Here is a 19,254-nt window from a genome sequence, read left to right on the forward strand (position 1 = left end):
GGGTGCCCCGTACCCCCCGCCGGCCGGGGCGGGCCGAGGGGGGGGCCGCGGCGTTGGCGCGGGGGGGGGGCGGCGGGGGGGCGGCCCCCCCCCCCCGCCCGGCTACCGGGGTCAGCTGACCGTGAGGGTCAGGTTGAGCGAGCGGGTCTCCCCGCTGGTGTAGGTGACAGTCACCCGGGCGGTGAAGGTCCCCTTGCGGGGGTAGCTGTGCGCCGTCGACCGTAGTGTCGCTCCGTGCGTGATGGCGCTGTTGTCGCCGAAGTCCCACGCGTAGTCGGTGATGCTCTGCCCGGACGGCGCCGTCGCCGTGGCGGTGAGCGTGGTGGTCAGCGGCGCGGCGCCGCCGGTCGGGCTGGCGCCCAGCGACAACGTCCCGCCCGGTTCCTGTTTGACCCCGGCGCCGTTGAACCGCAGCCAGTCCAGGGCCATCAGGTCCGGGGTGCCACCGACCTGGGCGGCGTTGACGAACTTCGCGTACAGGGTGGTCGTGCCGGTGGGCTTGTTGGTCAGCGTGACGGTGGGGGAGACCAGGTTGTCCCACCCGCCGGTGGAGCCGATGGTGGCCGTGCCGATCAGCGTGCCGGTGGGAGAGCCGGTGCGCAGCTCGATGGTGCCGCCGAGCCCGCCGTTGGTCACCCCGAGCGTCACCGAGCCGACGTTGCGCAGGTCCGCCGGCCCGAACGCCACCCAGTCGTTGTGGTCGACCTCGCCGAGCCGCTTGCCGGCGCGGGCGGTGGCCCGGTCGTTGACAGTGACGCCGGACTGGGCACTGAAGTGCTCGGCCTCCTTGCTCTTGGGCTGCAACTGCACGCGGGTAGAGCCGGTCAGGGCCGGTACGCCCCCGGCCGCGCCGCCGTCGGTGTACTGCGCGGTGATCAGGGTGTAGAGGTTCTGCCCCGGCCCGTGGCCGTCACCGGCGTCCGCCTCGGTGGCGAGCAGCCCGGAGCAGCCGGTGTAGACGTCCAGCGGGTGGGCGTGCGAGTCGTGGCCGAGCTGCGTCTGCACCGTCACCTTGGCGCAGTCGATGGTGGTCTCCTCCGGGTCGGTGACCGTCACCGTGTACGGGATCTTGTCACCGAAGTCGAAGAACCCGCCGTCGGGCACGGTGATGGTCACCGTCGGCCGGGTGTTGCCGACCACCACGTCGGTGACCGCGGTGGCGGTCAACCCGTTGCCGCTGTTGCGCACGGTCAGCCGGGCGGTGTGCTTTCCGGCCGTCGAGTAGGTGTGGCTCGGGTTGGCGGCGGTGGAGTCGGTGCTGCCGTCGTTGGTGAAGTCCCAGGCGTAGCTGAGCGCCGTGCCGTCACCCGCTGTCGTGCCGGCCGAGGAGAAGCTGACAGCGAGCGGCGTACGTCCGCTGTCCGGGCTGGCGGCGATCTTCGCGGTCGGTGGCCGCCCGTTGGCGACGTAGTCGATCCGGTAGATGCCCGCGCCGGCGTTGCTGCCGCCGCGACCGCTGCCGGTGCCCTCGCCGAAGTCGATGACGTAGAGCGAACCGTCCGGGCCGAACTCCGCCTCGAAGGGCTGGATCCAGCTCATGTTGTCGAAGATCCCGTTGATGGACTGGAGGTCACCCACGGCGGTCGGGCCGAAGCGCGCGTTGCTGAAGGTCTGCGCCGTCTTGTGGATCGACAGCGTCTTGAACCACCTGCGGGTCAGCTCATAGGTGATCCACTTGCCCTCGAAGTACTCGGGGAACTTCGTGGTGCGGGTGTTGGTCGGGTCGTAGTCGTAGACCGGGCCGCTCATCGGCCCGCCACCACCGGTGCCCAGCTCCGGGAACTGGGTGGAGGCGGAGTACGCGTACCAGACCAGCGCGGACTTCGCCGCCGGCAGGGTGGTCAGGCCGGTGTTGTTGGGTGAGCTGTTCACCGGTGCGGCGCAGTTGAACTTCGCCCCCGAGGTGTTGGTGGCGAAGTTGTAGTCGTTGAACGGGATGTTGTTGCCCACGCAGTACGGCCAACCGAAGTTGCCGGCGCTGGTGATCCGGTTGAACTCGACAGTCCCCTCCGGACCGCGGTTGGGGTCGGCGGCGCGGGCGTCCGGACCGTAGTCGGCCACCAGCACCGCGTTGGTCTGCGGCTCGACGGTGATCCGGAACGGGTTGCGCATGCCCATCGCGTAGATCTCCGGCCGGGTCCTCGCGGTGCCGGCCGGGAAGAGGTTGCCGCTGGGCACTGTGTACGTACCGTCGGATTGTGGGGTGATCCGCAGGATCTTGCCGCGTAGGTCGTTGGTGTTGCCGGCCGTGCCCTGGGCGTCCCAGGCGGCGCGGCCGGAGCGTTCGTCGACCGGGGTGTAGCCGCTGGAGGCGAAGGGGTCGGTGTTGTCACCGATCGCCGCGTAGAGCCGTCCCGCCGTGTCCATGGCCAGCGACCCGCCCATGTGCGAGTTGGCCCGGCCCTCTCCCCGATAGGTGGGGACGGTCAGCAGCCGTTTCTCCGAGGAGAGCGCGACGCTGTTGTTGGCGACAGTGAACCGGGACAGGTTGAGCTGTTTGAGGGTCTTGTCCGACCAGAGCAGGTAGATCCAGCCGTTGCTGGCGAAGTTGCGGTCCAGGGTCATCCCGAGCAGCCCGTCGGACTGGTCGGTCATCGCCGAGGTGTACGCGAAGTCCATCAGCGTGGTGACCTGCAGGGTGTCGGAGTTGACCACCTTCAGCGCGCCGGTGCGTTGGATGTAGTAGACCTTCCGGTCCGGGCCGACGGCCAGCTCGAACGGGTCGGCCAGGTTCTCGGTGACCAGCCCCACCCGTTCGAAGTTGCTGGTCTTGGTGGCCGAGCAGTCACCGGCGACCGCGCCGGCCGCCCACTCGATGCCGTAGCGCAGGTGCTCCAGGAAGGTCGCGCTGCTGAACTGCGAGCTGGCGTGCCCACCGGCGGTGAACCAGGACCGGCCGCCGTCGTAGGGCTGACACCAGGAGTACGCGTGGTCGACGCCCTCGTCCAGGCCGTTGATCCCGTCGCGCACCTTGATCTGGGCGAGGGTGTGCACGTTGCCGGTCGGGTTGGTCCGCCAGTTGTACCACTCCTCGCTCTGCTCCCAGAGCTCCGGCAGGTTGCGCGTGGAGGGGTGCGCCCGGTCGAGCACCTTGACCCGGCCGGGGAAGGTGCCGCCGGTGGACGAGAAGTCGGGGTGGTAGTCGAAGATCGTGCCGACCAGGCCCTCGTACCACTGCCAGTCGCGTTCGCTGGCGGAGGCGGCGTGCAGGCCGGCCCAACCACCGCCGTTGCGGATGAACGTCTGCAACGCGGCCCGTTGGCTGGCGTTGAGCAGGTCGCCCGAGGTCGGGAGGCTGTTGGTGTTGTTGAACACGAGAGCGTCGAAGGTGGCGAGGTTGGCGTCGGTGAAGGCCGCCGCGTCGGTGGTGGCGACGACCTCGAAGTTGTGGGCGGCACCGAGCTGTTGGATCGCGGCGATGCCGGCCGGGATCGAGTCGTGGTAGAAGTTGGTGATCTTGGAGAAGACCATCACCCGGAAGCGCGGGGCGGCCTCGGCGGGCAGGGCGGTGGTGGTGCTCACCGCTGTGGCGATGGCGAGCAGGATCAGGCAGAACGCACGGAGGTGTCGGGGCATGGGGGCGCTCCCTGTCGGACGGTGAGGGGTCGGAAAGCGCTTTCTCGCTGCCCGCATCACGGTACTGACAGCCAGTGAAGACCGTCAATAGTGGCCTGGTAAGCGGTTTCCCGACATGCCGGCGTCCGCGCCTCGGCGGGGCCCACGGGCCACGGCGTGCGGTGGAGCAGCTTCCGCCCCTGGCCGACGCCTCCAGCTACGGCGCGGTGGCCCGCGGGCCCCGAGCGCACGGTCGATCGCGGGGTTTTTGGCGCAGGGGTTAGCTAGCCGCCACCCGTTCCGGCACTGCGACCAGCGGAGTCGTCGTAGCTGGCCTGCGCAATCCTGAGCAGCTCCCCGTGCAATGCGTGTGGAAACGTCACGGCGCCGTCGAGTAGCGCCTGGGCGAGCGGACGTGCGGGCGGTGCCTGCGAATTTTCGCCCAGCCATGCCGCAACGAAGCGCTCGAACCACCGCACCTCGTCCGCGGTCAGGTCACCGCGGCTAGCCGTGGCTCCGAGGACGAGGTGGGCGGAGGGCAGCTCGGCAAACCGCACCAGCCATTCGCGAGTGAGGCGTAGGACAGTCTCCCGGACCTCGCCGTCCAGGAGCGGTTCGGTGAGGAAAGCGGCGAGAGCAAACCGGGTCTGAGCCGTGTCGATCCCACGCTCCAGGGCGATCAGGTACTGGGAAGCGATTGCTCGGACCGCCTCCGGATATTCCGGCTGCCGCCGGAAGAGGGCCTCGATGACAGGTCGGGCTCGGGATGCTTTGGGCTTCGGTCGACTCAGCCAGATGCGCGCTCCCTCGAACGCGTCGACCAGCATCTCCTTCGGCACGTCCGAATTGCCCAGCACCGCGGAGATGATCTCGCAGGCGCGAGGTGAATCGGCGTGCTCGTTCAGCCAGACCACCGCGGCCTGGAGCACCTGATGGCGTGCCCGCGCTTCGAGAGCCGGCGACCGCAGCAAGAGACCGAGGACCGACCGAGCTTCCGTGGCCGACCCGAAACGGGACAGCCATTGCAGTGCCCGTTCGACCAGTCTCGCGCCGGGGATGGTGGCACCACTCCGGTGGTCGGCAGCGTCGCTGCCAGGTGACTCGATTCGAAGCAGTGCGCTGAGAACCGAAACTGCCGACGCCTCCTGCCACCACAAATCCAGCCAGGATACCGCGGCGTCGACGAACAGTTCCCGAGCTGCGGCCGGCACGACATCGATTCTCAGCAGTGCTTCCAGCAGGTGTCGTGCGGTGTGGTGTTGGCCGTGGGTGTGCAGCCAGGTCTGTGCGGTGGTGAATGTGGTGGTGCGGAGGTCTTCGGGTAGTCCGTTGATGGGCAGGAGTACCTGTAGGAGGTAGTTCGCGGTGAGCTGTTGGCCGTGTGTCCTCAGCCAGGTCTGTGTGGTGGTGAAGGTGGTGGTGCGCAGGTCTGCGGGCAGTCCGCCGGTCTGTAGCAGTGCTTCCAGCAGGTGTCGTGCGGCGTGGTGTCGGCCGTGGGTGTGCAGCCAGCTTTGTGCGGTGGTGAAGGTGGTGGTGCGCAGGTCTGCGGGTAGTCCGCCGGTCTGTAGCAGTGCTTCCAGCAGGTGTCGTGCGGTGTGGTGTTGGCCGTGGGTGTGCAGCCAGGTCTGTGCGGTGGTGAATGTGGTGGTGCGGAGGTCTTCGGGTAGTCCGTTGATGGGCAGGAGTACCTGTAGGAGGTAGTTCGCGGTGAGCTGTTGGCCGTGTGTCCTCAGCCAGGTCTGTGTGGTGGTGAAGGTGGTGGTGCGCAGGTCTGCGGGCAGTCCATCGGTCTGTAGCAGTGCTTCCAGCAGGTGTCGTGCGGCGTGGTGTCGGCCGTGGGTGTGCAGCCAGCTTTGTGCGGTGGTGAATGTGGTGGTGCGGAGGTCTTCGGTTAGGTCGGTGGCGGGCAGGAGCACCTGTAAGAGGTAGGCCGCGTCGAGGTGGTGGCCGTGGGTGTGCAGCCAGGTTCGTGCGGTGGTGAATGTGGTGGTGCGGAGGTCTTCGGGTAGGTCGGTGGCGGGCAGGAGCATCTGCAAGAGGTAGTTCGCGGTGTGGTGTTGGCCGTGGGTGTGCAGCCAGGTTCGTGCGGTGGCGAACGTGGTGGCGCGGAGGTCTTCGGGTAGGCCGGTGGCCGGCAGGAGTACCTGCAGGAGGTAGATCGCGGTGAGGTGTTGGCCGTGCGTCTGCAGCGAGGCCTGTGCGCTGCTGAACGTCATGGTGCGCAGGTCTTCGGGCAGCCCATCGGTCTGTAGCAATGCCGCGAGCAGGTGTCGTGTGGTGTGGTGTCGGCCGTGGGTGTGCAGCCAGGTCCGCGCGGTGGTGAACGTGGTGGCGCGCAGGTCTTCGGGTAGTCCGGTGGCGGGCAGGAGCACCTGTAGGAGGTAGGCCGCGTCGACGTGCTGGCCGTGGGTGTGCAGCCAGCTTTGTGCGGTGGTGAATGTGGTGGCGCGGAGGTCTTCGGGTAGTCCGGTGGCGGGCAGGAGTACCTGGAGGAGGTAGTTCGCGGTGAGGTGTTGGCCGTGGGTGTGCAGCCAGGTTCGTGCGGTGGTGAATGTGGTGGCGCGGAGGTCTTCGGGTAGTCCGGTGGCGGCCACGAGCACCTGGAGGAGGTAGTTCGCGGTGAGGTGTTGGCCGTGTGTCTGCAGCCAGGTTCGTGCGGTGGTGAACGTGGTGGCGCGCAGGTCTTCGGGTAGGCCGTTCGCGGGCACGAGCACCTGCAGGAGGTAGGTCGCCGTCTCAAGGGACCCGTAGCTCGCCAACCATTCGGACGCCGCCGCGTAGACGACCCCCGCCATCTCCGTGGGCAGTGCAGGGTGGGCCAGTGCCCTTTGGACAAGGTAGTCGGCGCTGGGGTCGTTCGAATTCTGCTTGATCCACTCACGCGTGTGATCGAAGGTCTCCGAAACGACCTCGGCATCGAGCCCGTGGCGGGTCAGCAGGTGCGCCAGAACGTAGTTGGCCTCCGGCCGCGTCTGGTGGTGCGCAAGCCAAGCTCGGGCCGCTCCAACGAAGTCGGTGACACTCTTCTGCGGTACCGCCGTTTGATTGAGGAAGCCCGGCAGCACAAAGCTCGCCTCGATGGTCTCGCCGTGCGTTCCCAGCCAGGACAGTGCGCGGGAGACGAGCGGCCCAACGACATCATCGGGTAGGTGCTTGACCCTGCTCATAGCTCGCAGGAGGTACGACGCTCTCAGTTGTGTGCCGTTCGCGGCCAGCCACTGCAGTGCGAACCCGGTGAGCCGTTCGAGGTCGGCGTCCGCCTCGTGATCCACGATGTCGCACATCAGCGTGGAACTGAGAAGGACGTCGGACCGAGCGTCGCGCGAGTGCAGGCGCAGCCAGTCGTTGGCCAGCCGAACAGCTGCCCTGGCGCGATCCGGTGGAAGGTCGTCGCGGCGGAGCAGCAGTCGGAGAAGCTGTTCGACCCCAGCCAGCGGACGTCCGGTAAGCCAGGCGATCGCGTGGTCGGCCAGCTCAGCGACGACGTCCCGGCTTTCGAGGGGCACCGCACGCACTGCGGCCAGGAGGAGAGAGAAGGCCTCCGGCTCGCGGCCGAGCGCCGTCAGCAGAGGGCCGAACGCGTGGTCCCAGTATGCCTGCCGGGTCGTCGTGAGCATGCCGCTGCTTACCAGCACCGCCGCCGTCCGGGCCCCAATCCGCTTGTCCTGCAGCAGCAGCCGTACCACCGACTCGCGATGTTCTCCGAACCAGCGGTCGATCTCGCCTACCAGGTCGACCGCACGTTCCCTCTCGTCAATGTCGTCGACGAGCCGGCCGAGCGCGACCAGCGCGTGCTCCAGGGATGCCTGCTGTTGGCCGACGGCGTCCATGAGCTGTGCGGTCAGTGCCTGGCGCAGGGCACCTGTGGTGCTCCAGAAGACGACTCCGCTGACCAGGAAGTCCGTGACGACGTCGTGTACGGAGTCGAGGCCGCCGTCGCTGCTGATGAGCCAGCCCATCTTGATGAGCAGACGCAGCAGGTTCGCCGCCGAGGCACCATCATTGAATATGTGCGACGCGGTCTCCACGAGCGTCGCCTCGGTGCCCGGGGTGGCGAGGAACACGGCTGCCGCCGCCCGGATGTGGACCTCCACCTCCGGGCCCCACAAACTCTCGGGCGAGTCGAGCCGTGGCACGAGCTGGTCCTCGTCGAGGCGCAGCTCCAGCCACTGCCGGAGGTCGTGGGCGTCCATGGTGGCGCGCGGTAGGGCCAGCCCGCGCGTGACCCGATCTTCGATCTGCCGGGCCACCAGGAGGGTGAGGATGGGCCGAACGGCGTCGGTGTACCCCAGCAGGGTGTCCAGACCCAGTTGCTCAGCGGCGCGCGGGGCGACGGCCTGTGCCAGCGACGCGCAGATGGCCCGCAGGTCCGCGGCCTCGGGCGCGAGCTGGATCTGTTCGAGGGCGACAACCTCGCGGGCGTGGGCAGGCGTGAGCAGCCAACCGTACGGGCGCTGGCGAGAACGGCGAGGTGTGGGCCGGAGCCGCGTCGGTTCTGCTGGATCAGGGCGAGCAACTGCGGGAGGTCGAGGTCCTTCGCCAGGCTCTGGTTGAGGTAGTCGACGACCAGCAGCACAGGCGCGAAGCTCGACCGCACGAATGTGGTCAGATGATCCACCACCCGCGCGGCGTTCCCCGCGCGTACGTGCAGAACCGTCCAGCCATCCTCGACGGCCATGCCGGCAACCTCGAGCAGTGTGCGGGTCTTGCCGATACCGCCGTGTCCGCTCACCAGGACGGCGTTCGGGCCGTCATCGGCACGCAACCTCTGCCAGACGCTGCTCGGTCGCCAGACGGCTTCGGCGTGCGGCTCGACGTAGGGCATGACGTCGTAGAGCAGACTGGAACGATAGCCGTTCAGTGACCGCAGCACCGTTTGGTGGTGAACGACGCAGGGCGGGCCGGCCGGCCCCGGCCGCACGATGTGCAGGGGAGAGACGTGGGTCGCGCGAAGCGCCGTCCGCCAGCCGTCCGGCAGATTCACGGTGAGGGGTATGGCGGTGAGGGCGCTGGGGCCTTCCGGCAGGCCGTGCGTGGTCACGACCCCGACCAGATGCCCGTCAGCGAAGACCGGCGCTCCGGAAAACCCCTGCCAAGGGGAACCCGGCTCGACGTTCGCCGGCGGGCTGCCACTGACGTCGACGCGGAGTAGCCCTTCACGCCGCCGGGTCATGTCCTCGATCGTGCCGACGGCGGAGTAGGTGCTCCGGCCGGTCTTGTCCGCAGTATCCATGAACCGTGGCCATCCGACGATGCGCACCGACTCCAGTGTTCCCATGCCCGTGCGGTCGATCTCGGCGATCGGAAAGGGCGACGCGTCCACCGCGGGGTCGTCGATCTCGACTATGGCCAGGTCGGGGGCGATGCTGGTGCCGGGCGGCCGTCGGTCACCGAGATGTGCGACGTGTCCGGTGTATTCGTTGCCCACGGCGTCGTTCAGGAGCACCTCGCGGGCACCGGCGACGACGTGGGCGCAGGTCAGAACGGCACGGCCCGCGACGAGGAAGCCGGACCCGAAGCCATATCGGCCGTCGGGATGGCCGACCCCTCTATCGGCGGCTATCCCGAGGACGCGTTCCGCGACGTGCATCGAGGTGGGCTACGGATCGCCTCAGCGCTTCAACTGGTCAGCCGAGTCCGAGATGCTCACCTGGTTGCCCACCGCATCTACTGGCGCTCCCAGTTGCACGGTGATGGTGCTGAGCACCTCGTCTACGCGACCCAGTTCGCCACCCAGTTCGGTGTGGATGAACGGCACCTTGAACCCGGCCTTGCCGGTCTTGCTGCGCGTCGCGACGACCTTCAACTCGATCGTCGCCGAGGTCACCGGGAACTTCGGATAGCTGGTCGGCGTGACGGCAGCTGCCGCCAGATCGGCCTTGAGGGCCTCGATCGCGTCCGCAAGACCCCAACCCTGAGTGTCCTCGTCGTCGATATCCATTGGCTCGCGTTCCCTCTCTTCGGCCGGACGTCACGCATCTGGACCGTATCAGTCACGGTCCATCAACAGTGGGGGTCGAGTTCGCGGCCAGCTCTCACCGGTCGGTAGCGTGATGGCTTGCGGTGGATGCTGGGTGGCGAGGTGATGTCCGATGCGGCGTCGAGCATGGCCTGGTTCGCAACCGGCAGGTATCCACGGTGGCCCGGCTCGTCATCGACGGCGCCCACCTCGATGCCGAGGAGACCTTCCACCACAACCTGGCCGCCCGCCCATGGGCGGACCAGTACGGGCTGCCCGCCCCACCGCAGCCGCCGGGCTGTCGCGGCGCTGGGCGCCACGCGGTGCTGACCGTACCCACCCCAACGGCGCCGCGTGTCCGGACAGGAGCCCACGAGTGCGCGTCAGCCTGGTAACGAGCGTCGGCAGAGCCGATCGGCCGAACGAGGACTTCGTCGGTGCGGTTCCCGGCGCTGTCGTCCTGCTCGACGGCGCCGGCATTCCAGGCGCCGAGTCGCTGTGCTCCCACGGCGTCGCCTGGTACACGCACCGCCTCGGCGGCGCGCTGCTCGGCCACCTGTCGCGCGGCGACGAACCAGATCTCGCCGCGATCCTCGCCACCGCCATCGGTGCGATCGCCGCCGAGCACGGCGACACCTGCGACATCGCGGACCCCAGCAGCCCGCAGGCCACCGTCGCCATGGTCCGTGCCGGCCAGGGCCGCTTGGACTGGCTCCTGCTCGCGGACTCCTTCCTCGTCCTCGACCAGGTCGACGCCGGCCCGCTGGTGATCACTGATGATCGTGAGATGACTGCCCGGCGGGAATGCGCGACGCCGCTGGCCGGCATTGCCCAGGACACCCCGGAGTACGACCAGGTGCGAGCCTTGTGCGTCACCGCGTTGCGTGCCCGCCGGAACCAGCCGGGCGGCTACTGGATCGCCAAGGATGACCCGCGAGCGGCGCGGGAAGCGGTGACCGGCAGTCGGCGGATCGCCGGCCTGAACGGTGTCGCGTTGCTCAGCAACGGTGCCAGCCGCATCGTCAGCCCCTACGGCCGGACCGACTGGCCGGGCGTGCTGGACCTGCTTCGCGCCAGCGGACCGGCCGGCGTCATCGCCCGGGTCCGGCAGGTCGAGGCGCAGACCACCGGTGGCGCGGATGCGCGCAGCCCGGACGACGCCACAGTGGCACACTGCACGCATCTGCCGCGTTGAGCACCTGCTCGTGCCGCGAGGGCGTGCTCAGCTTCCCGCGTGAGACGGGGGAGCGGCGACAGCGGCTCGGTCGTCCGACCCCTCCGGCACGGTGATCGGGGCCGCGACGATCCGGCTGGGCACCACCGGCGCGTCCCGGCCGGTGCCCCGCCGGCCGTCGCCGCCGCAGGACTCCTCGTGGTAGTCCTGCTCCACGTTCACCGACCAGACGTCGTGCGTACTGCCGGTGGCGATGTTCTCGGCGGTGAGCATCGCGGTCAGCATCGAGTGGTCCTGGTTGTTGTAGCGGTGCATGCCGTTGCGGCCCACCGGGTGCACGTTCGGCACCGCCTCGGTCAGCCAGGCCCTGATCACGTCCACGTTGTGCTGGTAGCGCTCGTCGTACACCGGGTAGGCCTTGGGCATGCGCACGACGTAGCCGGCCTCCACCACGCCGGGTCGGACCAACCCCAACCGCTCCAGCTCCGCGGTGGCGAGGGCCACCAGGTCGGGATCCGGGGTACGCCACATCTCGTCGTCCTCGAACACGAAGTACTCCAGGCCGAGGCAGGTGCGGCCGTCCTTGACGAGGTACGGCGACCAGGAGCCGAAGTTCTGGATCCGACCGACCCGCACCCCCGGGTCGTGCACGTAGATCCAGTTGTCAGGGAACGAGAACTCCGCCGGCACGACAAGGGCGACCGTCAGGAAGTCGCGGTAGCGCAGGTCGGCCGCGCAGGCCAGCACCTCCGGCGGCGCCGGAGGGTGCAGCACGGCCACCAGCTCCGAGATCGGCATGGACGAGATCACGTGGTCGGCAGCTTCGGTACGCTGCCCGCCCGCGCCGTTGACCGTCACGCTGATCGCCCGTCGACGGGCCGGGTCGCGGTGCACGGCGGTGACCCAACTGCCCGTCCACACGTGCCCGCCCCGCTGGCGGACCTGCTCGGCGCAGCGCTCCCACATCATTCCGGGCCCATACTTCGGGTACTGGAACTCCTCGATCAGGCTGGTCACGTCCGTGCGCCGACGTCGGGGCAGCAGCGCGTTGCGGATCGCGGTGGCCAGCGACAGGTTCTTGATCCGCTGTGCCGCCCAGTCGGCCTGCAACCGGTCCGCCGGCATACCCCAGACCTTCTCGGTGTACGTCTTGAAGAAGATCGAGTACAGCCGCCAGCCGAACCGGGCCGACACCCAGCCCTCGAAGTGCGACTGGTCCCGTGGTGGCCGCAGTCGGGCGCGGGCGTACGAGCCGAGGCAGCGGACGGCCTCGGGCAGACCCAGGTTGCGCAGCGCGTTGACGGCGCTGAGCGGGTAGTTGAACAGGGCGCCCCGGTAGAAGATGCGGCTCATCCGGGGCCGGGTCAGGAAGTCCTCGTCCGGCAGGATCTCGTGCCAGAACGCCTCCACCCGCGGCACCTTGGTGAAGAACCGGTGCCCGCCGATGTCGAACCGCCACCCGTCGCGCTCCACGGTCCGACTGATCCCGCCGACCACCTCGTCGGCCTCGAAGACCTGAACCGACCGGCCGTGCCGGAGCAGCTCGTACGCCGCGGTGAGCCCGGCCGGCCCCGCACCGATGACCACCGTGCCGTTCTGCTCGCTCATGCTGACGCGCTCCCTGTTCACCGCCATGGTTGAGGCGCGGCGTCCACCCGTTACGCGCAGAATGTCACACTTAGTGCTAGCCGGTCCTCGCTTCGGCGGGGCGCGCGGTGGCGTACCACGAGAAGAGCGACCTCCCCGCGCGCCGGGGGAGCGGGGAAGCGGGGCGGATGGACCGGTGGCGCAGCGGCGCGGCGACGCTGGCCGCGCGGGCGGTCGCGACCGGCCGAGGCGGAGCGCGCCTGGCCCGCCGGGTGCCGGCGCCCTGGCCGTACGTCATCGGCCTGTTCCTCGGCGCGAAGCTGCTGCTCGCAGTGCTCGGGCTCCTGGTCCTGCACGCCTGGGACGGCGTCCCCGGGGCCCCGCCGCCGGACGAGGCGTTGATGTGGGCGCAGCAGCGGGACATCTCCGGGCACCGGTGGATCTCCTTCTGGTTCGCCTGGGACTCGCTGCTGTACCTGCGGCTGAGCACCCTGCCGCTGACCGGGCCGTGGCGAGATTTCGGCTTTCCGCTGCTGTACCCGTTCCTGGCCCGGCCCCTCGGCGCGGTGCTCGGCGGCGACAACGCGTTGGCACTGCTGGTGATCAGCAACGTCGCGTTCCTGCTCGCGCTCTGGTACGGCCACCGGCTGGCGGAGCTGCTGCTCGGCGACGCGTACGCGGCCCGCCGGTTCGTCCGGTACCTGGTGCTGCTGCCGACCGCGTTCCTGTTCCAGGCCGCGCTCACCGAGTCGCTCTTCGTCTGCCTCGCGTTGGCCACCTTCTTCTACGCCGAGCGACGCCGGTGGCTGCTGGTCGGCGTGATCGGCTACTTCCTGGCGATGAGCCGTTCCGTCGGCCTGCTCGTGGCGCTGCCGCTGGCCCTGGTGCTGCTCCGGCAGCACGACTGGCGGCTCGGGCCGCGCGCCCTGCTCGGCTACCTCCGGATCGGCTGGCCGTTGCTGCTGTTACCCGCCGGATGGTTCACCTTCATGGCGTACTGCCGGTGGCGGGGCGGGGACTGGCTCGCCTACCAGCACGCCCAGGAGACCGGATGGGGAATCGAGGTGCAGAACCCCGTCCCGGTGCTGCTCGACGGGTTGACCGGGGAGCCGCGCGACGCCGCTCGGGTGTGGTTCGCCGTGGCCGCCCTCGCGGTGCTGGTCGTCGGTTTCCGCCGCCGGGAGCTGGCCTACCTGGTGTACGGCGTCCTCATGGTGCTGGTGCCGCTGTCGATGGGCCCGCCGGTGTACAAGAGCCTGCTGCGCTATCTGCTCGCCGCCTTCCCGGTGGCGCTGGTGCTGGCCCGCTGGGCCCGCCGTACCAGCGTGGACGTGTGGCTGACCGCGACGCTCGCGGTGGTGCAGGGCGCGCTGTTCGTGCTGTGGCTCAGCTACTGGACCCACATGATCATTTGATTGGGACGGCCGGCGGCCGGGCAGGATAGGCGGATGACCGAGCCACGGGTACGCCTCGACGACCTGGGCGCCTGGCTGATCAAGGGCAACGCGGACCTGGTCGACCTCGCCGCCCGGTTCGCCCGGAAGTCACTGGTGACGAGCTGGTGCGTGCGTCCCGGCTACCGGGCGCGGTTGATGTGCGCCGGGCAGCCGGTGGTCTTCTGGGCCAGCGGCAGCCGGGGCCGACTGCCGTACGGGGTGTGGGGCGTCGGGCAGGTCACCGGGGCGGCCGAGCCAGGCGCACCGGGGCAGCCGTGGTCGGTGCCGCTGGATCTGCCCATCCTCGCCGAACAGGACCGCATCTCCCGGCTGCTGTTGCGTGCCGACGACCGGCTCGCCGCCCTGGAGGTGTTCCGTCAGCCGCAGGCCGCCAACCCCTCCTACCTGACCGTGGACCAGTTCGCCGCGCTCCGGACGTTCCTGCCGGGGTGAGCGCTCCGGACGCACCTGCCGGGGTGAGCGCTGCGGACGCATCGCCGGGGTGAGCGCGGAGGGTGGTCGTGCTTCGGCCAGGGTGGCTGTGCGAGCCTGCTACCGACGTGAGAAGCGTACTGAGTGGAGGCCCGGTGTTCGCCCTGCCGTTGACCGAGGATGTCGAGCTGCGCCCGCTGAACCCGTGGCGGGCCGAGGAGTTCCTCGCCCACCTCGACCGGGCCCGCGAGCACATCCGACCCTGGGTCTCGCCGTCCTTCGTCGCCACCGACCTGCCGTCGGCCCGCGCGGTGTTGCAGCGGTACGCCGACCTCTGGGCCAGCGACAGCGGCGGCATCTGGGGGCTGTGGTGGCGGGGCACGCTCGTCGGTGGGGTCATGTTCGTGTCGTTCGACGTGGCCCGGGGCGTCTGCGAGGTCGGTTGCTGGGTGGAGCCGGCGGCGCAGGGCAGGGGCCTGGTCGCCCCGGCGGTGCGCCGGATCGTCGACTGGGCGGTGCGCGAGCGCGGCATCCAACGGGTGGAGTGGCGTACCAACGCCGACAACACCCGCAGCAAGGCCCTCGCCGACCGGCTCGGCCTGCGCCTCGACGGCACGTTGCGCCAGGTCATCCCGGGACCGCGCGGTCGGATCGACATTGAAATCTGGTCGGTGCTGGCGGACGAGTGGACCGACTTTTACGCACCGTCCACTGACGACCGCGAATAGTTGTCATACCCGCGCGGCACCATGCATCCATGGCCGTCCCCGCGCTCACCCCTCATTCCGACCCGCCGCGTTCCGTGCCGCTGCGTGAGGCGCGCACCCGGTTCAGCCAGCTCGTCGCGCTGGCCGAGCTGACCGACGCGGTCACCGTCGTCACCCGCGACGGCGATCCCCGCCCGGTCGCCGCGATCGTCCCCGCCGCAGCCGCCCGCAGTGCCGCCCAGGCCCGTGCCGACGCCGACCGGCTCGCGACGGTCACCGCCGGCTGGGCCCGCCGCCTTGAGGAGCAGCACCGACGCAGCGCACAGCGGCACGCCGCCGAGCTGGGCGCGGTCCGTGCGGCGCTGGCCGAGGCGTGGGCCGAGCTGGACAGCCGCGTCGTCCCGGGCAGCGACCCGACGTTGGCCCGGCTGCGCGCCGCGCATGCCGACCTGCTCGCCGGCTGACCAGCGTCCCTGCCCGCGCCGCGTTGGCCGCACCCGCTTGGCGGGTGCCGCGCCGGGTGTGCGGCGGTGTCGTGCCGGCTGACGGGTCCCGCGTTGGCGGGGCAAGCCGATCGGCGTCCGCGCGGGCCGGCGGTCGGCGTGGCACGGGCGGCGGCGCCGGACGCGCCGGTCGGGTCCACCCCGGTGACGCTGTGGCCGGCGTCGGGTCAGCCGGTGGCCGGGTACGCGTGGGTCTCGGTCGCCTTGACCGCCACCCAGACCCGCTGGCCGGGGATCAGCCGTAACTGGGCGGCGGCGGCCGGCGTGACGTCGGCGGCCACCCCGATCGGTCCGTCCAGTTGCACCCGCACGTTGTCACCGTGGCGCTGGACGCCGGCCACTGTGCCCGCCCAGGTGTTCCGTGGGCTGCCGTCCGGCCGGGCCGGGTGCAGAGCCACAGCGGCCGGGCGAAACGCCACGAACGCTTCGCCGTCCAACCGGTCGGCGACGGTGAGGGTCAGCTCCGGCGACACCCGCACCCCGTGCCCGTCGGCACGGCCCCGGTACAGGTTCAGCCCGACCAGCCGGGCGACGTAGTCGGTGCGCGGGCGGGCGGTCACGCTCGGCCCGTCGCCCTCCTGCACCACACGGCCACCCTCGACGATGACCAGTCGGTCGGCCAACGCCAACGCGTCCAGCGGGTCGTGGGTGACCAGCACCGTCGCGCCCGCGTGCGCCGACAGGTGCCGGTGCAGCTCCGCGCGGGTGTCCAGCCGGGTACGGGCGTCCAGCGCGGCGAGCGGCTCGTCCAACAGCAGCAGCGACGGTGCCACGGCCAGCGCGCGGGCCAGCGCCACCCGCTGCGCCTGACCGCCGGAGAGCTGCCGCGGCTTGCGCTGCGCCTGCGCCTCCAGCCCCACCCGGCCCAGCCACTCCCGGGCCGTGGCGCGGGCGGCCCGCCGCTCGACGCCGTGCCGGCGCGGTCCGAAGGCCACATTGTCCAAGGCGCTGAGGTGCGGAAACAGCAGGTAGTCCTGGAAGACCACGCCGATCGACCGGCGTTCGGTGGGCACCCAGCCCCCGGTCGCCGGGCGGTCCAGGTCGACGTCGTCGAGGGTGACGTGCCCGTCGGTGAGGGGATGCAGCCCGGCCAGCGCCCGCAGCGCGGTGGTCTTCCCGGCGCCGTTCGGGCCGAGCAACGCCACCACCTCGCCCGGGGCAACCCGCAGCGGCACGTCGAGCCGGAAGACGCCCCGGTCGACGACGAGCCTCGCGTCGAGAAGTCGGTCGCTCATGCGGTGGTCATCCAGCGGTCCCGCAACGCCACCAGGATGCCCACCGACACGACGAGCAGCACCAGGCTGAGCACGATCGCGGACTCCAGGTCCGTCTCCAACGCCAGGTAGACGGCGAGCGGCATGGTCTGTGTCCGACCGGGGTAGTTGCCGGCGAAGGTGATGGTGGCACCGAACTCTCCGAGCGCCCGGGCCCAGCAGAGCACCGCCCCGGCGGCCAGGCCGGGCGCCACCAGCGGCAGCGTGACGTGGGTGAAGGTGGTCCAGCGGCTGGCGCCCAACGTCGCCGCTGCCTCCTCGAAGCGGTGGTCGGCGGCACGCAGCGCACCCTCCACGGCGATCACCAGGAACGGCATGGCGACGAACGCCTCGGCCAGCACGACACCCGTGGTCGTGAAGGGCAGGGTGATGCCGAACGTGCTGTCGAGCCAGCCACCGAGCAGGCCGCGTCGGCCGAAGACCAGCAACAGCGCCACCCCGCCGACCACCGGCGGCAGCACCAGCGGCACGGTGACCAGCGCGCGTACCAGCCGACGGCCGGGGAACTCGACCCGGGCCAGCACCCAGGCGAGCGGCACCCCGAGCAGCAGACAGAGCGCGGTGGCCAGGGTGGCGGTCTGCACCGACAGCCGCAGGGCGGTCAACGCGCCCGGCGCGGCGAGCCGCTCCGGCAGGGTCGTCCACGGTGCCCGGATCAGCAGCCCCGCCAACGGCAGGACGAGGAACAGCAACCCCAGCCCGGCGGGGATCAGCAGCGCCGCCGGCACCCGACCCCGCCGTCGAGCCGTCGCCGGGCGGCCGCTCGGTGCGTTGTGCTCGTGGATCTGCCTCACGGGGCCTGGAACCCCGCGTCGGCGAGGACCGCCTGCGCCGGCGCCGAGCGGACGTACGCGACGAAAGCCCGTGCGCCGTTCGGATTCGGCGCGTCCTTCAACGCGACGATCGGGTAGTCGTTGACCGCCCGCGCCGACTCGGGAAACTCCACGCCTGTCACGTCGTCGCTCGCCGCCCGCGTGTCCGTACGGTAGACCAGTGCCGCGTCGACCTCGCCGAGCTTCACCTTGGCGAGCGCACCCTTGACGTCCTGTTCGAGGGTGACCGGCGTCAGCGCGACGCCGGCCGCGTCCAGGGCGGTGCGGGCCGCCGCGCCGCACGGCACCTGACTGGCGCAGAGCGCCACCTTCACACCCGGGCGGCTCAGGTCGGCCAGGCCGGCCACTGCCTTCGGGTTGCCCCGCGGCACCGCGATCACCAACTGGTTGCGGGCGAAGACGCTCGGCGTGCCATCGGCGTCGCCGGCCTCGACGACAGTGCTCATGTTCGTCGCGGCGGCGGAGGCGAACACGTCCGCCGGCGCGCCCTGGGTGATCTGGTTGGCCAGGGCGGAACTGCCGGCGACGTTGAGGGTCACCCGGCTGCCCGGGTAGGCGGCCTCGAAGTCCTTCCCGATGCGGGTGAACGACTCGGTCAGCGAGGCGGCCGCGAACACGGTCACCGAGCCGGTCACCCGCCCGCCAGCACCGCTGCCGTTTGCCCGGCCGTCGCCCGCGCCGCAGCCGGTCAGCGCCAGGCCCGCCACCAGGACAGCCACCGCCGTACGCCTGCTCCGGGCAACCGTGCGCGCGTGCATCGGTGCACCCATCTGCACCTTCGTCTGGGCGACCGCCCGCGCGTTCATCCGGCCGATCGTTCCCGCGTTCGTCCGCGCGACCGTCGCCGCGTTCATCTGGCCGACCGTCCGCGCGCCGGGGCGGGTGCGGCCCGCTCCACCACGACAGTGGTCGACTTGATCACCGCAACGGCCACCGAACCGACCCGCAGGTCGAGCTCGTCGACGGCCTCCCGGCTCATCAGTGACACGACCCGGAACGGGCCCGCCTGGATGTCGACCTGGGCCATCACCGTGTCCTTACGGACGTCGACGACGATGCCGCGCAACCGGTTGCGGGCCGAGGAGAACTCGGCGCCCGCATCCGGGTCGTTGGCTTGGGCGCGAGCGAACGACGCCAGGTCGACGCCGTCGACGACCCGGTGGCCGTGCTCGTCGCGCCCGGCCGTCAGGCGCCCGGCGTCCACCCAGCGGCGAATGGTGTCGGCGCTGACGCCGAGCAGGTCGGCCGCCTCCCCGATCCGGTACGTCGTCACAGGCTCACCCTAACGCCCGCATTTGCCAGCACGAAACCCCGAAATAAGCAGCAAAAGTGTGGGTTGCTCGGTGCCCAGGCCCGCAGTTGCATCCTGCTGTGCTGTCTCAGGACGCCCGCGGATCCCTGGTCCGAGCCCGCAAGATCGTGCTGCAACCAGGAAGTAGTGGTGTCGGCGAGCGATGAGGCCACTACATCCTGGTTGGAGCGCGATCTTGATGGGGGTGCGGGTGTGAGGCCCGGGTGTGAGGCGCGGGCACCCCAGAACCACACTCCCGACCGATCGGCTAGGTGGCCGTGGTCAAGATCCGCGCAATATCAGGGATGTTGCTGCCTCTCCCGCGTCGGAGGCAGCAACATCCGCGAAGTTGCGCGGATGTTGGGCGCGGGCGCGGGCGCGGGCGCGGGCGCGGGCGCGGGTGGGTGTGGGGTGGGGTGGGGTGGGGGCGGGCGGGCTCGGGTAGCGGTGCCCGCAGGGCCGGATGGACCAGGGGCAGCAGCACCGCCGGGTCGGGGGTGAAG

14 protein-coding genes and 1 pseudogene are annotated in these 19,254 nt (G+C 70.5%); 6 read left to right on the forward strand and 9 right to left on the reverse strand.

Annotated features, from left to right (window positions below; genetic code table 11):
• Nucleotides 1-111 precede the first annotated feature (111 nt).
• On the reverse strand, nt 112-3,576 hold the full coding sequence (locus AB0B48_RS22290) for a ThuA domain-containing protein (protein WP_357204439.1): 3,465 nt from the start codon (nt 3,574-3,576) through the stop codon (nt 112-114).
• A gap of 263 nt (nt 3,577-3,839) precedes the next feature.
• On the reverse strand, nt 3,840-7,805 hold the full coding sequence (locus tag AB0B48_RS22295; RefSeq protein WP_357204462.1) for a hypothetical protein: 3,966 nt from the start codon (nt 7,803-7,805) through the stop codon (nt 3,840-3,842).
• A gap of 221 nt (nt 7,806-8,026) precedes the next feature.
• Between AB0B48_RS22295 and AB0B48_RS22300 the strand changes: the two genes are divergently transcribed.
• On the forward strand, nt 8,027-8,419 hold the full coding sequence (locus AB0B48_RS22300) for a hypothetical protein (RefSeq protein WP_357204464.1): 393 nt from the start codon (nt 8,027-8,029) through the stop codon (nt 8,417-8,419).
• A gap of 177 nt (nt 8,420-8,596) precedes the next feature.
• Here the strand turns inward: AB0B48_RS22300 and AB0B48_RS22305 are convergent.
• Nucleotides 8,597-9,145 (reverse strand): annotated as a pseudogene (locus tag AB0B48_RS22305) (serine protease); the annotation flags it as partial.
• 21 nt (nt 9,146-9,166) lie between these two features.
• Nucleotides 9,167-9,496 carry a trypco2 family protein gene (locus AB0B48_RS22310; protein ID WP_357204440.1) on the reverse strand — a complete coding sequence of 110 codons (330 nt, stop codon included), beginning with the start codon at nt 9,494-9,496 and terminating at the stop codon, nt 9,167-9,169.
• Nucleotides 9,497-9,890: 394 nt separating this feature from the next.
• On the opposite strand from AB0B48_RS22310, the gene AB0B48_RS22315 reads away from it, so the two are divergent.
• Entirely contained in the window at nt 9,891-10,709 is an 819-nt protein-coding gene (locus tag AB0B48_RS22315; RefSeq protein WP_357204442.1) for a hypothetical protein, read from the forward strand.
• Nucleotides 10,710-10,736: 27 nt separating this feature from the next.
• Here the strand turns inward: AB0B48_RS22315 and AB0B48_RS22320 are convergent, their stop codons facing one another.
• Nucleotides 10,737-12,296 (reverse strand): NAD(P)/FAD-dependent oxidoreductase, encoded by a 1,560-nt coding sequence (locus AB0B48_RS22320; protein ID WP_357204444.1) that lies wholly within the window; start codon nt 12,294-12,296, stop codon nt 10,737-10,739.
• Between the two features lie 167 nt (nt 12,297-12,463).
• Between AB0B48_RS22320 and AB0B48_RS22325 the strand changes: the two genes are divergently transcribed.
• The 4 genes from AB0B48_RS22325 to AB0B48_RS22340 all read left to right on the forward strand — a co-directional run bounded on the left by AB0B48_RS22325 (nt 12,464) and on the right by AB0B48_RS22340 (nt 15,314).
• Entirely contained in the window at nt 12,464-13,690 is a 1,227-nt protein-coding gene (locus tag AB0B48_RS22325; RefSeq protein WP_357204446.1) for a hypothetical protein, read from the forward strand.
• Nucleotides 13,691-13,723: 33 nt separating this feature from the next.
• Nucleotides 13,724-14,164, forward strand: a complete 441-nt coding sequence (locus tag AB0B48_RS22330) for a hypothetical protein (protein ID WP_357204448.1) — start codon at nt 13,724-13,726, stop codon at nt 14,162-14,164.
• Between the two features lie 134 nt (nt 14,165-14,298).
• Nucleotides 14,299-14,871, forward strand: a complete 573-nt coding sequence (locus AB0B48_RS22335) for a GNAT family protein (protein WP_357204456.1) — start codon at nt 14,299-14,301, stop codon at nt 14,869-14,871.
• 29 nt (nt 14,872-14,900) lie between these two features.
• Nucleotides 14,901-15,314 (forward strand): type II toxin-antitoxin system prevent-host-death family antitoxin, encoded by a 414-nt coding sequence (locus AB0B48_RS22340; RefSeq protein WP_357204450.1) that lies wholly within the window; start codon nt 14,901-14,903, stop codon nt 15,312-15,314.
• Nucleotides 15,315-15,520: 206 nt separating this feature from the next.
• On the opposite strand, the gene AB0B48_RS22345 is transcribed toward AB0B48_RS22340, so the two are convergent.
• The 4 genes from AB0B48_RS22345 to AB0B48_RS22360 form a co-directional block, all read right to left on the reverse strand.
• Nucleotides 15,521-16,588, reverse strand: coding sequence for an ABC transporter ATP-binding protein (locus tag AB0B48_RS22345; RefSeq protein WP_357204452.1), 1,068 nt, complete (start codon nt 16,586-16,588; stop codon nt 15,521-15,523).
• Nucleotides 16,585-17,412 carry a molybdate ABC transporter permease subunit gene (modB, locus tag AB0B48_RS22350; RefSeq protein ID WP_357204458.1) on the reverse strand — a complete coding sequence of 276 codons (828 nt, stop codon included), beginning with the start codon at nt 17,410-17,412 and terminating at the stop codon, nt 16,585-16,587. The genes AB0B48_RS22345 and modB overlap by 4 nt, the downstream gene beginning before the upstream one ends.
• A 5-nt stretch (nt 17,413-17,417) precedes the next feature.
• On the reverse strand, nt 17,418-18,218 hold the full coding sequence (gene modA, locus AB0B48_RS22355; RefSeq protein ID WP_357204460.1) for a molybdate ABC transporter substrate-binding protein: 801 nt from the start codon (nt 18,216-18,218) through the stop codon (nt 17,418-17,420).
• Nucleotides 18,219-18,310: 92 nt separating this feature from the next.
• A complete protein-coding gene (locus tag AB0B48_RS22360; RefSeq protein ID WP_357204454.1) occupies nt 18,311-18,733 on the reverse strand; it encodes a MerR family DNA-binding transcriptional regulator in 423 nt (140 codons plus the stop codon).
• Between the last annotated feature and the right edge of the window lie 521 nt (nt 18,734-19,254).

The organism is Micromonospora sp. NPDC049089 (genome assembly GCF_040648775.1).
Lineage (GTDB): Bacteria > Actinomycetota > Actinomycetes > Mycobacteriales > Micromonosporaceae > Micromonospora.

Excerpts from the sequence above, each read along its gene's own strand:
- AB0B48_RS22330 (WP_357204448.1), top strand. The coding sequence starts at position 13,724 with ATGACCGAGCCACGGGTACGCCTCGACGACCTGGGCGCCTGGCTGATC.
- AB0B48_RS22290 (WP_357204439.1), bottom strand. The coding sequence starts at position 3,576 with ATGCCCCGACACCTCCGTGCGTTCTGCCTGATCCTGCTCGCCATCGCC.
- AB0B48_RS22320 (WP_357204444.1), bottom strand. The coding sequence starts at position 12,296 with ATGAGCGAGCAGAACGGCACGGTGGTCATCGGTGCGGGGCCGGCCGGG.
- AB0B48_RS22310 (WP_357204440.1), bottom strand. The coding sequence starts at position 9,496 with ATGGATATCGACGACGAGGACACTCAGGGTTGGGGTCTTGCGGACGCG.
- AB0B48_RS22340 (WP_357204450.1), top strand. The coding sequence starts at position 14,901 with ATGGCCGTCCCCGCGCTCACCCCTCATTCCGACCCGCCGCGTTCCGTG.
- AB0B48_RS22325 (WP_357204446.1), top strand. The coding sequence starts at position 12,464 with ATGGACCGGTGGCGCAGCGGCGCGGCGACGCTGGCCGCGCGGGCGGTC.
- modA (WP_357204460.1), bottom strand. The coding sequence starts at position 18,218 with ATGCACGCGCGCACGGTTGCCCGGAGCAGGCGTACGGCGGTGGCTGTC.
- AB0B48_RS22345 (WP_357204452.1), bottom strand. The coding sequence starts at position 16,588 with ATGAGCGACCGACTTCTCGACGCGAGGCTCGTCGTCGACCGGGGCGTC.